Source organism: Pseudomonas ulcerans (assembly GCF_036324125.1).
Taxonomy (GTDB): Bacteria; Pseudomonadota; Gammaproteobacteria; order Pseudomonadales; family Pseudomonadaceae; genus Aquipseudomonas; species Aquipseudomonas ulcerans.
Window position 1 is genome coordinate 88,234 of sequence record NZ_JAZDQN010000011.1, and the last position, 12,568, is coordinate 100,801.

The window sequence follows — 12,568 nt, forward strand, 5'->3', positions numbered from 1 at the left end:
ATGGCTTCCTGAGCCGTGGCGCTTCCCTACTGGCGGCTGTCCAGTTTCTATCTTTTCTACTTCGCCCTGCTCGGGTCCACCGCGCCGTTCCTGGCGCTGTATTTCGACCACCTCGGCTTTTCCAGCGCGCGCATCGGCGAGCTGGTAGCCATTCCCATGCTGATGCGCTGCGTCGCGCCCAACCTGTGGGGCTGGCTTGGCGACCGCAGCGGCCAGCGCCTGTTGATCGTGCGCCTCGGCGCGCTGTGCACCCTGCTCAGCTTCGCCCTGATCTTCGTCGACAAGAGCTATGCCTGGCTGGCGCTGGTGATGGCCCTGCATGCGTTCTTCTGGCATGCCGTGCTGCCGCAGTTCGAGGTCATCACCCTGGCCCACCTGCAAGGACAGACCGGGCGCTACAGCCAGATCCGGCTGTGGGGCTCGATCGGTTTCATCCTCACCGTGGTCGGCCTGGGGCGGCTGTTCGAATGGCTGAGCCTGGATGTCTATCCGGTGGCGCTGGTATGCATCATGGCCGGCATCGTCCTGGCCAGCCTGTGGGTGCCCAACGCGCAGCCGGCGGAGCAGGGCGAGCGACCGACGAGCGGTGGCTTCCTCAAGCAACTGACGCGACCCGGGGTGCTGGCCTTCTATATCTGCGTGGCGCTGATGCAGCTCAGCCACGGCCCGTACTACACCTTCCTCACCCTGCACCTGGAACGCCTCGGCTACGCCCGCGGCACCATCGGCATGCTCTGGGCCCTCGGCGTGCTGGCGGAGGTGCTGCTGTTCGTGGTGATGAGCCGGATCCTGGCGCGGGTGTCGTTGCGCCGGGTGCTGCTGGCGAGTTTCCTGCTGGCGGCGTTGCGCTGGGTGCTGCTGGGCAGTTTCGCCGAGCACCTGGCGGTCCTGCTGTTCGCCCAGCTGCTGCACGCGGCAACTTTCGGCGCCTTCCATGCCTCGTGCATCGCCTTCGTCCAGCGCAGCTTCGGCGCACGCCAGCAGGGGCAGGGGCAGGCGTTCTATGCCGCGTTGTCCGGTACCGGCGGTGCGCTGGGTGCGTTGTATGCCGGCTACAGCTGGAAGGCGCTGGGCCCGGGCATCACCTTTAGTATTGCCAGCGTCGCGGCGCTGGCCGCAGCCGTTATCATTGCGACCCGCTTGAAAGAGGACGCCGTGTAGCGTCCGTCCAAGGTTTTCGAAAGATCAGGAGTTGCCCCTTGAGCATCCTCAGCGTTTATCACCAGTCCACCCCCGACACGCCGAACAAGGTCCTTACCCACGCCGACGATATCGCCGCGACCCTGGCGGAGCAGGGCGTGCGCCTGGAGCGGCGCGAGCCGGCGCAGCGCATTCGGCCGGGTACCGCGCAGGCGGAGGTGATCGCGGCGCTGGACGCGCAGGTCGAGGCCCTGGGCGGCGGGGCTGTCGAGGTATTGAGCGTTCACCCCGAGCACGCGCAGAAGGACGAGATCCGTGCGGGGCTGATCGACGAGCGTCGCCATGCCGGTGCGGGCCTGCACTTCTTCGTCAGTGGGCGAGGGCTGCTCAACCTGCGGGTTGGTGAGTATGTCTACGCGCTGGTGGGCGAGCGGGGAGATGTGGTCAGTGTTCCGGCGGGTACGGCGCAGTGGTTCGATATTGGCGAGCAGCCGAACCTGGTGCTGGTGCGGGTGTTCGAGAGCGAGGCAGCAAGCAAGGTCGAGTTGACCGGGGATGAAACTTCGCGCGCTTTCCCGACGCTGGAAGACACCTTTTTCGTTTGAAGCTGCCTGAACCCGGACACAAAGAAGCCCGCTGCGCATTCACGCCGCGGGCTTCGTGTTTTCAGCAGCTTGCTGTTCAGCGATAGGTCGGCAGGGCAAAGCGCTGCTGGCTCTGCAGCATCGAGATCACCGGCAGTTCACTGGCCTGCTCGGCCAGGTCGCGGCGAATCGCGCTGATCGCCCAGGACAACTGCTCGGCGTTGTGCAACTGGGCATAGGAAACCGAGCGGCGGGTCTGCTTGCCGTCGGCGGCGCGCAGGGTCAGCAGGATGCCGCCATCCGGGCGCGGTTGAGTGGTGACCTGGTAGGCGGAGAATACCGAGGCAAATTTTTCCTGAATGAGGTCCATATCAGCTCCTGGCTGTGATTGGCAGACATGAACTGATGGGTGCAGCGACCGTGCCAGCTTTTAATTGATAAAAAATCCTTATAAATCAATAATTTGAATTTTTTTTAAATTCAGGCCCCGTGCATTGTGCAAGGTCGTGCATTTTGCACAGTGCAATTTGCAATGCCGCTTTCCCGATCGAACTTTCCCTTCGCTGCGGTGGACTTATCCACATATCCACAAGTCAACGGCCGACAATCTGTTGAGTTTTGTCCGGCGGGGAGGTTCCTTATGTCTGATCAACGCGCACCCGTCACCATGGATGCCGAGGAGGCTGCGGCCTTTGCCGCGGAAGTCTTCGACCGTGCCCGCCAGGGCGATGCCACGATGCTCGCGCGCCTGCTGGCCAGCGGCCTGCCCGCCAACCTGCGCAATCACAAGGGCGACACTTTGCTGATGCTCGCCAGCTATCACGGTCATCTGGCGGCTGCGCGGGTATTGCTGGAGCACGGTGCCGATCCCGCCATCGCCAACGACAACGGACAACTGCCCCTGGCCGGCGCGGCGTTCAAGGGCAACCTGGATATGGTCCGGCTGCTCCTGGAGCAAGGTGGCGACCCGGATGCCGCCGCCGGAGACGGCCGTACCGCGCTGATGATGGCGGCGATGTTCAACCGCCTGGCCATCGTCGATTTCCTCTTGGCGCAAGGCGCTGATCCGGCTCGTCGCGATGCCCGTGGCGCCGATGCCCTGGCCTCGGCCCAGGCCATGGGCGCCAGCGACACCGTCGCGCGCCTGCAGGCGCTGGCCGGTTAACCCTCGGGGGCGTATCCTTGGCGCCTTTTTCCAGCGGCGCAGGGCCTCACCATGAAAAACCAACTGGTCGAACTCATCGGCAAGATCAGCTCCGGCTGCATGAGCGAACAGGACATCGAGCGGATCGCCGACGAAGCGGCGCAAGCTTACGCCGACCCCGCCGCCTTCCTCGCCGCCAACCCCGACATCAACTACGACGACAGCTTCCCGATCCCGCTGGGCGAGTGGGTGGTGGTCGGCAGCCTGCCGGATACCGTGCTGTTCCAGGCCGACACCTACCCGGACCTGCTCGGCCAGATCATCGACTCCTTCGACAAGAGCGTGGCGTTCAACATCAAGCCCAAGCAACTGCTCAAGGTCGAGGCGCTGACGGCGCTCAACCGCATGCAGATCCAGATGGGCAGCATGAACAAGGAAGCGGGCGGCTACGTGCTGATGAACTTCAGCCAGTTGCTGGACGATGAATTGCAGATGGTGCTGGTCTGCGGCAACGACCTGCCGCGGGTGCTGGAGCTGTGCGCGGAGCTGAACATCGCTGCCGCGCCGGCCCTGGAAGCGCTGCGGGTGGCGGTTCACGTCTAGCCCAGCGCGGTATCGAGGAACATCATCACCGCGAACCCGCCCATCAAGCCCAGGGTCGCCGACGTCTGGTGACCGTTGCGGTGGGTTTCCGGAATCACCTCGTGGGACACCACGAAGAGCATCGCCCCCGCCGCCAGGCCCATGCTGATGGGGTAGGCGAGGGCGAAACCGCTGGAAATCCCCAGGCCGATGACTGCGCCGATCGGCTCCATCAGGCCGGAGCCGATGGCCACCAGCGCCGCCTTGAAGTTCGACAGGCCGGTGGCGCGCAGGGCCAGGGCCACCGCCAGGCCTTCGGGGATGTCCTGGATGGCGATGGCGCTGGTCAGCGGCAGGCCGACATTCAGGTCGCCGGTGGTGAAGCTGACGCCGATGGCCATGCCTTCCGGCAGGTTGTGCAGGGTGATCGCCAGCACGAACAGCCAGACCCGGTTGATCCGCTCGGCCTGCGGCCCGCAGGGGCCGGTACTTTCGTGTTCGTGCGGCGTGAAGCGGTCGAGGCCGAGCATCAGCAGCACGCCGAGGCCCATGCCGATCACCACGGTCAGCGCGGCGAACGGACCGTTGCCGGTGATCTCGCGGGCGGCATCCAGGCCTGGCAGGATCAGCGAGAAGGAACTGGCGGCGAGCATCATCCCGGCGGCGAAACCGAGCATCACGTCCTGGGTGCGCGCGCTGACCTCACGCAATACCACGGCGAGGATCGCGCCCAGGGCGGTGGCGGCAAAACCGGCCAGGCCGCCGAGCATGGCCAGGTGCAGGTTTTCCTGGTGGTCGCCATGGACCGCATTCCAGGCGCTGGCACCCATCAGCCAGAACACCGCCAGCAGGGTCAGGCCGAGTCCGGCGCTGAGCCAGGGCGTTGCCTGTGCCTGCTGCAGCCAGGCGCTGAACAGTGGCGTGGGGGCGGAAGGGCTGTGGGTCTGGGATGGGGGCATGGGCATCTCTCCGGCAAAACGTGAAACCAGTCTAATCAAGGCTTTGGAACGACCTCCAGGCAAGAGCGTCTATAAGGCCAATAGCCAGCTATTCTCTGGTGAATGCTTGAATTGGGAGTTGTGAAATGGGTTCGACGTTCAACGGCCTGGCCGGCCTGATCATCCTCGCGCTCGACATCTGGGCGATCCTCAACGTGATCAAGAGCAGCGCCGGGGGTGGCGCCAAGGTCCTGTGGATCCTGCTGATCATCCTCTTGCCGGTGCTCGGCCTGATCATCTGGGCCATCGCCGGCCCCCGTGGAGACGTGCGGATCTAGGGAAAAGCTTCCGCTTGCCCCACGCCGATTTGTGATGGCGCAGCAACCCGGCTAGCCTGAGTCGCGCCCGCGTCTGCCTCAACAAAATTTTCACAATCGATTGAAGACAATCGCGCGCGTCATCATCCATTCGCCAACTGGTCCGGCCACCTGGTAATTCGACCCGGGTGCCGCCGCTTCGCGTCAATGTGCTTCCCATAACCAGAATTCCAGGGATCTTCCTCTTCATGGCTAAAACGGACGCCCCGCGCCTGCAACCGACGGTCAAATCACACCTGCTCTACACCCTGCTGTGCGGCCTGGCGATCATGCTGATGCTCAGCCTGGTGCGCTTTGCCCTGCTGGTCTACAACAGCGACATGATCGGCGACACGCCTTACTCCACCGTCGCCGAGGGCTTCAGCAACGGCCTGCGCTTCGACCTGCGCGTCGTCGTCTACCTGAGTATCCCGCTGTTGCTGGCGATCCTCAGTGCCCGGGCCATGGCCGCTCGCGGCCTGTTCCGCCTGTGGCTGACCGTGACGTCCAGCGTCACGCTGTTCCTCGGCCTGGTGGAGATGGACTTCTACCGCGAGTTCCACCAGCGCCTCAACGGCCTGGTATTCCAGTACATCAAGGAAGATCCGAAGACCGTCTCCAGCATGCTCTGGTACGGCTTCCCGGTGGTTCGCTACCTGCTGGCCTGGGTAGTTGGCACCGTGGTCATGAGCCTGGCGTTCAAGGGCATCGACCGCCTGACCCGCCCTCGCGGCCAGTACCAGAGCAATCTGGCCGGTGCGCGCAGTGTGGCGCCTTGGTACGTGCGTGGCGTGGTGTTCGTCATGATCCTCCTGGTGGCCGTGGTCGCCGCACGTGGCACCCTGCGCCAGGGCCCGCCCATGCGCTGGGGCGATGCCTTCACCACCGACTCGAACTTCGTCAACCAGCTGGGCCTCAATGGCACCCTGACCCTGATCGACGCCGCCAAGAGCCGCATGTCCGAGGACCGCGACAACATCTGGAAAGCCACCCTCGACCAGCAGGTCGCGCAGGAAACCGTGCGCAGCATGCTGCTGACGCCGAACGACAAGCTGGTCGACGCCGATGAAGCGGCGATCCGCCGCGACTTCACCCCGCCGGCAGACAAGACCCTGCCGATCAAGAACGTGGTGGTGATCCTCATGGAAAGCTTCGCCGGCCACTCCGTCGGTGCGCTGGGCGGCAAGGGCAACATCACCCCGTACTTCGACAAGCTGGCCGAGGAAGGCCTGCTGTTCGATCGCTTCTTCTCCAACGGCACCCATACCCACCAGGGCATGTTTGCCACCATGGCCTGCTTCCCCAACCTGCCAGGCTTCGAATACCTGATGCAGACTCCGGAAGGCGGTCACAAGCTGTCCGGCCTGCCGGCGCTGCTCAGCGCCCGCGACTATGACGACGTTTACGTCTACAACGGTGACTTCGCCTGGGACAACCAGTCCGGCTTCTTCGGCAACCAGGGCATGACCACCTTCATCGGCCGTCGCGACTTCGTCAATCCGGTGTTCTCCGACCCGACCTGGGGCGTGTCCGACCAGGACATGTTCGACCGCGGTGCCCAGGAGCTGGCCCACAACTACGGCAAGAAACCTTTCTATGCCTTGCTCCAGACCCTGTCCAACCACACGCCGTACGCGCTGCCGGCGCAGTTGCCGGTTGAGCCGGTCACCGGTTTCGGTCGCCTCGACGAGCACCTGACCGCCATGCGCTACTCCGACTGGGCGTTGGGCCAGTTCTTCGAGAAGGCGCGCAAGGAGCCGTACTTCAAGGAAACCCTGTTCGTCATCGTCGGCGACCACGGCTTCGGCAACAACCAGCAGGTCACCGAGCTGGACCTGGGCCGCTTCAACGTGCCGATGCTGATGATCGCACCGGGCATCCAGGAGAAGTTCGGCAAGCGCAGCCATATCGTCGGCACCCAGATCGACATCGTGCCGACCATCATGGGCCGCCTCGGTGGCGAAACCCGTCATCAGTGCTGGGGACGCGACCTGCTCAACCTGCCGGAAGGCGACCAGGGCATGGGCATGGTCAAGCCGTCGGGCAGCGAACAGATCGTCGGCCTGTTCCAGGGCGATCACCTGTTGATCGAGTCCAAAGACATGGCGCCGCGCGTCTACCGCTACCAGCTCGGCAGCGAGTTCAAGGCCGAGCTGATCGAAAGCCCGGAACAGGCTGCGATGCAGAAGAAACTCGAATCCTTCATCCAGACCGCGACCAAGAGCCTGCTGGACAACACCGCCGGTGTGGTTCATGGCATTCCGAAGTGATCGCCCCTGGCTGATATGCAATTCCGAGGACCCCGGCTTGCCGGGGTCTTTTTTGGTCCGTGGCTGGCGCCACGCAACTGGAACAACGCCCCTTGGCCATGGTCAACGGAAGGTAGGCTGGAAATACCCCGTACTTCCATTCGAGGACTACGCCAGATGAAAGAGTGGGAAATCACCTTCGTGGACCAGAAGGGCGAACGCACCTCGTTGCTGTTCGCTTGCGAAAACCGTCCGAGCATCGAAGACGCTGCGCGGCGGATCAGGGGCCACTTGTTCCCGGTCATGGATGAACTCGACCTCAACGACTTCCAGGACCGCGCCGATTGCCCGACCGCCAAGTGGCTGAAGGAGCAGAGCGGCGTGGAAATCACCGGAATCGCCGAGAAAGCCTGAATCGACTCAGCTGGCGATGTGCCAAGGCTGACGCTACGCTGCAAACAAGGCCGTCGTTTTTCCGGCGCCGGTCTTTGCCGTCGTTACATCCGCTCGAGAACCCCGCCCGCCAGGGCAGCAGGGTTGATGCGAACGCATCGAAAGTCTATCCATCGTGAGTGAGGAGGACGATTCATGAGCAACCTGTACGAAGACATCAGCAGCACCGTACTGCGCCGCATGAAAGAAGGCGGCTTCGACTTCACGCAAATCCATCCCATCGAGTTTTACGCGGTATTCCCGGACGAGGACCGGGCGCGCAGGGCTGCAGGCAAGTTTCGTGGCGAGTCGCTGTGTGCCCTGGTGCACGAGAGCGATGAAGGCTGGCAACTGGAATTGAGCAAGATCATGTACGCCACCCACGGTGGCATCGGCGCCTTCGAGCAGGACTTCGAGGCAGTGATCCGGCCGCTCGGCGGCGAGGCCCAGGGCTGGGGCGTCAAGCAGGAACGACTGATGACCTGAAACCCCTCCCGGGGCGGCGCCTGCCGCAGCCCCGGGCCAACCTGCGCTTCGCAATGAAGCGTGTGCCCCACGGTCGTGGACACGGCTGCACAAGTCTGGTGCGACGACCTTTCTCAGATTTTTCAACTCCTTGATTTGAAGGACTTATTGCCGATGGCACGGGCCTTGCGATGAGGTTCGTGCACGGGTGACAAGGAGTTCGGCATGATTCGCAAGTTCTACGACGAGATGTACGCCGCCGACGGTCAGCTCCGTCCGCACTATCGGGAATTCGCCCGCTGGCTGGGGGAAACGCCCCCGGAACTGCTGGCGCAACGCCGCCGCGAGGCCGATCTGCTGTTCCATCGCGCCGGCATCACGTTCACCCTCTACGGCGACGAACAGGGCACCGAGCGCCTGATCCCCTTCGACACCATTCCGCGGGCCATCCCGGCCAGCGAATGGCGCATGGTGGAGCGCGGCTGCATCCAGCGGGTCAAGGCGCTGAACCTGTTCCTGGCCGATCTGTACCACGAGCAACGCATCCTGCGCGCCGGGATCATTCCCGCCGAGCAGGTCCTGGCCAACGACCAGTACCAGCTGGCGATGCAGGGCCTGAGCCTGCACCGCGGACTCTACGCGCACATCGCCGGGGTCGACCTGGTGCGCGATGGCGATGGCACCTACTACGTCCTCGAAGACAACCTGCGCACCCCCAGCGGGGTCAGCTACATGCTCGAAGACCGCAAGATGATGATGCGCCTGTTCCCGGAGCTGTTCGCCGCCCAGCGCATCGCCCCCATCGACCACTACCCGAACCTGCTGCTCGACACCCTGAAGAGCGCAAGCCCGCTGGACAACCCCAGTGTCGTGGTGCTGACCCCGGGACGCTTCAACAGCGCCTTCTTCGAGCATGCCTTCCTCGCCCGTGAGATGGGCGTGGAACTGGTGGAAGGTGCCGACCTGTTCGTCCGCGACGAACGGGTGTTCATGCGCACCACCGGCGGACCGAAGCCGGTTGACGTGATCTACCGCCGCCTCGACGACGCCTACCTCGACCCGCTGGCGTTCAACCCGGAATCCATGCTTGGCGTGCCCGGCCTGCTCTCCGCCTACCGCTGCGGCAACGTGGTGCTGGCCAATGCCATCGGCACCGGTGTCGCCGACGACAAGTCGATCTACCCCTATGTCACCGACATGATCCGCTTCTACCTCGACGAGGAACCCATCCTGAACAACGTGCCCACCTGGCAATGCCGCAATCCCGCCGAGCTGTCCCATGTGCTGGCGCACCTGCCGGAGCTGGTGGTCAAGGAAACCCAGGGTTCCGGCGGCTACGGCATGCTGGTGGGGCCGGCCTCGACCCAGGCGGAAATCGCCGCGTTCGCCGAACGCATCAAGGCCCGTCCGGCGGCCTATATCGCCCAGCCGACCCTGTCCCTGTCGACCTGCCCGACCTTCGTCGAGAACGGCATCGCGCCGCGCCATATCGACCTGCGGCCGTTCGTTCTCTCCGGGCGCGATACCCGCGTGGTGCCCGGCGGTCTGACCCGGGTGGCCCTGCGCGAGGGCTCGCTGGTGGTGAACTCGTCCCAGGGCGGCGGCACCAAGGACACCTGGGTGGTGGAGGACTGAACCATGCTCAGCAGAACCGCTTCCGACCTGTACTGGATGTCGCGCTACCTGGAGCGCGCGGAAAACCTCGCGCGCATGCTCGATGTCAGCTATTCGCTGTCGCTGATGCCGCAGGATGGCCGTGGCGACGGCCTGGACGAAATGACCCTGGCCCTGCGCATCACCGGTACCCTCGACGACTACCTGGACCGGCATGGCCAACTGCATGCCGAACGCCTGCTGCATTTCTTCGCCCTCGACCCCGAGAACCCCGCGAGCATCTACAGTTGCCTCGGCGCGGCGCGGGCCTGTGCCCATGCGGTACGCGGCAAGATCACTGCCGACATGTGGGAAAACATCAACGCCACCTGGCTGGAGATCCGCGGCATCGCCGAGCAGGGCCTGGGGCGCTATGGCATGAGTCGCTTCTGCGAGTGGATCAAGGAGCGCTCGCACCTGTTCCGCGGTGCCACCTACGGCACCATCATGCGCAACGATGCCTTCCGTTTCATCCGCCTCGGTACCTTCATCGAGCGCGCCGACAACACCCTGCGCCTGCTCGATGCGCGCTACGAGATGTTCGGCGAGGCGGCGGAGCATGTCAGCGACAGCTCCGCCCGTGGTTACTACCAATGGAGCGCCTTGCTCCGTGCCCTGTCCTCGTTCGAGGCCTATACCGAGATCTACCGCGACGCCCCCACGGCGCGCCACGTAGCCGAACTGCTGCTCCTGCGTGCCGACGTGCCCCGTTCCCTGCGCGCCTGCACCGAGGAAATCGACCAGATCCTGGCCAGCCTGCCCGGCAGCAACGGCCGCCCGGCTCAGCGCCTGGCGGCGGAGGTGGATGCCAGGCTGCGCTACACCGGCATCGACGAAGTCCTGTCCCAGGGCCTGCACCCCTGGCTGAACCATTACATCCCGCTGGTGCGCGAATTGGGCAATGCCATCCACAGCGCTTACCTGGAGGTCGTATGAGACTGACAATCAGCCACGAAACCGCTTACCACTATGAAGACCAGGTGCGTACCAGCATCCAGTACCTGCGCCTGACCCCGCCCGACAACCAGCGCCAGCAGGTGCTGCAATGGCAACTGGACCTGCCGCGCCCGGTACAGGCCCGGCGCGATCCGTTCGGCAACATCCTTCACGTGCTGAGCCTGGAGGAACCCCATGCCGACCTGCTGATCGCCGCCCGCGGCGAAGTGGAGATCGATCCCGACCTCGAAGCCGAGCAGGACAGCCAGTCGCCCTTGCCGTTCCTGCGCTTCACCCGCCTGACCGAAGCCGATGCCGCGTTGCGCGCCTTCGCCAGCCAGCACTGCGGCGAGTACCGCGACCGTGGCGCGCTGATCGGCCTGATGGGCGCCCTGCACGCGCACATGGCCTACCGCCCGGGGGCGACGGAGGTGGAGACCAGCGCCGCCCAGGCTTTCGCTGGCGCGGCGGGTGTCTGTCAGGACCATGCCCACGCCTTCATTGCCTGCGCCCGCAGCCTGCAGGTGCCGGCGCGCTATGTCTCGGGGTATCTGTTCGACAATGCCAGCCAGCACATGGCCAGCCATGCCTGGGCCGAGGCCTGGCTGGACGACGCCTGGTACAGCTTCGACGTGACCAACCAGCTGGCGGTACCGGAACGCCACCTCAAGCTGGCGGTGGGCCTGGATTACCTGGATGCCTGCCCGGTACGCGGCATGCGGCGCGGCGGCGGCTACGAGCAGATGCACGCCAACGTGCAGGTGACCTCCGGGTTCAACGCGCAGCAGTAGGGGTTTTACGTCCGGCCATGTGGCTGAGATAGGCGAGCAGGGCGTCGAGGTCGGCGTCCGTCAGCACCTCCTTGCTGAACCCCGGCATGCGCGCTTGCGGCCATTGCCGCAAATCCTGCGGATTGCGGATATAACGGCGAAGGAATTCCGGGTGAAAATATTCCGTCGGGTTGTACGGCAGGTTCAGGTCCGGGCCGAACTGGGCATCGCCGGCGTTGTTGAGACGGTGGCAGGCCAGGCAGTTCTTCTGGAACAGGGCGAAGCCGCGATTCACCGGGTCGCTGGCGCTTAGCCCGGGTGCCGGGCGCAAGGCGGGGAAACGTTCGGCCACCGGGGCCAGGCGGCGGATGCTGGCGACCTGGAACGGCCATTGTTCGGGGCTGATGCCGCTGGCTTGCGGTCGGGTCCAGACCAGGTAGAAGGGGCCGGCGCTCGGCTTGTCCGGGCCCAGGGGTGGCCACGGCTGGCGCGGATCTTCCACGGCCAGCCAGGCTTGCGCGGGGCCGGACTGGAGCAGTGGGCCGGCGGGCATTTCCGCGGCAAAGCCATCCAGGGCCACGGCCTGCAGGTGGTCTTCCGGCCTGATGCCGGTGAGCAGCGCGGCCAAGGGCACGGCGCGGTAGCGCATGGTCTTGTTGTAGGAGACGTCCTGGTCGATGCGGATCTCCCTGGCCTGCGGGTGCTTGAGCAGGGCTTCGCTGTCCCACTGGCGGCTAGTGCCGCCCAGCTCCAGGGTCAGTTGCGCGGCGTGCGCCGGCAGGCTCAGCAGGGCGAGCAGGAGCATGAGGCAACGGCGCATGGGCGAGTCTCCAACCAGTGAGGGTCGGCAGCATACACCAGCCATGAACGGACACTGAACGGCGAGCGCTCACCCGAACAGACGCGTGAGGTTGGGGAGGATCAGCAACAGTGTGGTGGCGAACAGGATGAGTCCCGCCTGACGTACCTTGTGTTGTTTGAGCATGGCTGTCTGCCTTTTTGTTGTTATTCCTGAGAGCCGGATGGCGTCCTTGTCCCGTGGCCACGAATGCCTCTGTGGGCATCTGTTTTCGTGACCTGCTGTTAATGGGTATACAACCTGAAGTGCTGCTACGTTACCGCTGTTTTAGAACGCTTTCGTCTGTACTTTGGTCGTGAAAGACCTTTTGTTCATGAGGCTTTATGCCATCCGCGTACCACGTGCCTGACTAGACACGTGCGCGGGATACACGCACGGATCGAACGGAAATGACCGTTCGTCCGAGGGAATGCTTGCCTGCTGCCAAGATTCGCGGCAGGCTTCACCGGTGTTTTTTCAC

14 protein-coding genes are annotated in these 12,568 nt (G+C 64.4%); 11 read left to right on the plus strand and 3 right to left on the minus strand.

All coding sequences use genetic code 11. The features are described 5' to 3' along the window. The first annotated feature begins 15 nt into the window (after nt 1-15). Together V0R59_RS12760 and V0R59_RS12765 are read left to right on the plus strand one after the other, a co-directional pair. On the plus strand, nt 16-1,161 hold the full coding sequence (locus V0R59_RS12760; protein ID WP_330076428.1) for an MFS transporter: 1,146 nt from the start codon (nt 16-18) through the stop codon (nt 1,159-1,161). 38 nt (nt 1,162-1,199) lie between these two features. Next, on the plus strand, nt 1,200-1,745 hold the full coding sequence (locus V0R59_RS12765) for an acireductone dioxygenase (RefSeq protein WP_330076429.1): 546 nt from the start codon (nt 1,200-1,202) through the stop codon (nt 1,743-1,745). Between the two features lie 76 nt (nt 1,746-1,821). Here V0R59_RS12765 and V0R59_RS12770 read toward each other — a convergent pair whose 3' ends face one another. Further along, nucleotides 1,822-2,094, minus strand: a complete 273-nt coding sequence (locus tag V0R59_RS12770) for a DUF3509 domain-containing protein (protein WP_330076430.1) — start codon at nt 2,092-2,094, stop codon at nt 1,822-1,824. 270 nt (nt 2,095-2,364) lie between these two features. On the opposite strand from V0R59_RS12770, the gene V0R59_RS12775 reads away from it, so the two are divergent. Both V0R59_RS12775 and V0R59_RS12780 read left to right on the plus strand, forming a co-directional pair. Continuing rightward, the gene (locus V0R59_RS12775) at nt 2,365-2,889 is read left to right on the plus strand and encodes an ankyrin repeat domain-containing protein (protein WP_330076431.1); all 525 of its coding nucleotides are present in this window, start codon (nt 2,365-2,367) and stop codon (nt 2,887-2,889) included. Between the two features lie 51 nt (nt 2,890-2,940). Next, nucleotides 2,941-3,471 (plus strand): hypothetical protein, encoded by a 531-nt coding sequence (locus V0R59_RS12780; RefSeq protein WP_330076432.1) that lies wholly within the window; start codon nt 2,941-2,943, stop codon nt 3,469-3,471. Here V0R59_RS12780 and V0R59_RS12785 read toward each other — a convergent pair. Next, nucleotides 3,468-4,409, minus strand: a complete 942-nt coding sequence (locus V0R59_RS12785; protein ID WP_330076433.1) for a ZIP family metal transporter — start codon at nt 4,407-4,409, stop codon at nt 3,468-3,470. The two genes, V0R59_RS12780 and V0R59_RS12785, sit on opposite strands and share 4 nt — an antisense overlap. Nucleotides 4,410-4,534: 125 nt before the next feature. Here V0R59_RS12785 and V0R59_RS12790 point away from each other — a divergent pair, with 125 nt between their 5' ends. The 7 genes from V0R59_RS12790 (at nt 4,535) to V0R59_RS12820 (ending at nt 11,270) form a co-directional block, all read left to right on the plus strand. Further along, nucleotides 4,535-4,726: a PLDc N-terminal domain-containing protein gene (locus V0R59_RS12790; protein WP_330076434.1), complete on the plus strand. Its 192-nt coding sequence runs from the start codon at nt 4,535-4,537 to the stop codon at nt 4,724-4,726. A gap of 227 nt (nt 4,727-4,953) precedes the next feature. After that, on the plus strand, nt 4,954-7,014 hold the full coding sequence (locus V0R59_RS12795; RefSeq protein ID WP_330076435.1) for an LTA synthase family protein: 2,061 nt from the start codon (nt 4,954-4,956) through the stop codon (nt 7,012-7,014). A gap of 156 nt (nt 7,015-7,170) precedes the next feature. Next, nucleotides 7,171-7,407 (plus strand): hypothetical protein, encoded by a 237-nt coding sequence (locus tag V0R59_RS12800; protein WP_330076436.1) that lies wholly within the window; start codon nt 7,171-7,173, stop codon nt 7,405-7,407. A 174-nt stretch (nt 7,408-7,581) separates the two neighbouring features. Continuing rightward, nucleotides 7,582-7,911 carry a ribonuclease E inhibitor RraB gene (locus tag V0R59_RS12805; RefSeq protein ID WP_330076437.1) on the plus strand — a complete coding sequence of 110 codons (330 nt, stop codon included), beginning with the start codon at nt 7,582-7,584 and terminating at the stop codon, nt 7,909-7,911. A gap of 204 nt (nt 7,912-8,115) precedes the next feature. Then, entirely contained in the window at nt 8,116-9,525 is a 1,410-nt protein-coding gene (locus V0R59_RS12810) for a circularly permuted type 2 ATP-grasp protein (RefSeq protein WP_330076438.1), read from the plus strand. Between the two features lie 3 nt (nt 9,526-9,528). Continuing rightward, nucleotides 9,529-10,479, plus strand: coding sequence for an alpha-E domain-containing protein (locus V0R59_RS12815; RefSeq protein WP_330076439.1), 951 nt, complete (start codon nt 9,529-9,531; stop codon nt 10,477-10,479). Continuing rightward, nucleotides 10,476-11,270, plus strand: a complete 795-nt coding sequence (locus tag V0R59_RS12820) for a transglutaminase family protein (protein WP_330076440.1) — start codon at nt 10,476-10,478, stop codon at nt 11,268-11,270. The genes V0R59_RS12815 and V0R59_RS12820 overlap by 4 nt, the downstream gene beginning before the upstream one ends. Here the strand turns inward: V0R59_RS12820 and V0R59_RS12825 are convergent. Then, entirely contained in the window at nt 11,254-12,069 is an 816-nt protein-coding gene (locus tag V0R59_RS12825) for a cytochrome c (protein WP_330076441.1), read from the minus strand. The two genes, V0R59_RS12820 and V0R59_RS12825, sit on opposite strands and share 17 nt — an antisense overlap. Between the last annotated feature and the right edge of the window lie 499 nt (nt 12,070-12,568).

What these genes read in the sequence shown, in the direction of transcription:
- V0R59_RS12770 (WP_330076430.1), bottom strand. Translation starts at nt 2,094, where the DNA reads ATGGACCTCATTCAGGAAAAATTTGCCTCGGTATTCTCCGCCTACCAG.
- V0R59_RS12775 (WP_330076431.1), top strand. Translation starts at nt 2,365, where the DNA reads ATGTCTGATCAACGCGCACCCGTCACCATGGATGCCGAGGAGGCTGCG.
- V0R59_RS12780 (WP_330076432.1), top strand. Translation starts at nt 2,941, where the DNA reads ATGAAAAACCAACTGGTCGAACTCATCGGCAAGATCAGCTCCGGCTGC.
- V0R59_RS12785 (WP_330076433.1), bottom strand. Translation starts at nt 4,409, where the DNA reads ATGCCCCCATCCCAGACCCACAGCCCTTCCGCCCCCACGCCACTGTTC.
- V0R59_RS12790 (WP_330076434.1), top strand. Translation starts at nt 4,535, where the DNA reads ATGGGTTCGACGTTCAACGGCCTGGCCGGCCTGATCATCCTCGCGCTC.
- V0R59_RS12795 (WP_330076435.1), top strand. Translation starts at nt 4,954, where the DNA reads ATGGCTAAAACGGACGCCCCGCGCCTGCAACCGACGGTCAAATCACAC.
- V0R59_RS12800 (WP_330076436.1), top strand. Translation starts at nt 7,171, where the DNA reads ATGAAAGAGTGGGAAATCACCTTCGTGGACCAGAAGGGCGAACGCACC.
- V0R59_RS12805 (WP_330076437.1), top strand. Translation starts at nt 7,582, where the DNA reads ATGAGCAACCTGTACGAAGACATCAGCAGCACCGTACTGCGCCGCATG.
- V0R59_RS12810 (WP_330076438.1), top strand. Translation starts at nt 8,116, where the DNA reads ATGATTCGCAAGTTCTACGACGAGATGTACGCCGCCGACGGTCAGCTC.
- V0R59_RS12815 (WP_330076439.1), top strand. Translation starts at nt 9,529, where the DNA reads ATGCTCAGCAGAACCGCTTCCGACCTGTACTGGATGTCGCGCTACCTG.
- V0R59_RS12820 (WP_330076440.1), top strand. Translation starts at nt 10,476, where the DNA reads ATGAGACTGACAATCAGCCACGAAACCGCTTACCACTATGAAGACCAG.
- V0R59_RS12825 (WP_330076441.1), bottom strand. Translation starts at nt 12,069, where the DNA reads ATGCGCCGTTGCCTCATGCTCCTGCTCGCCCTGCTGAGCCTGCCGGCG.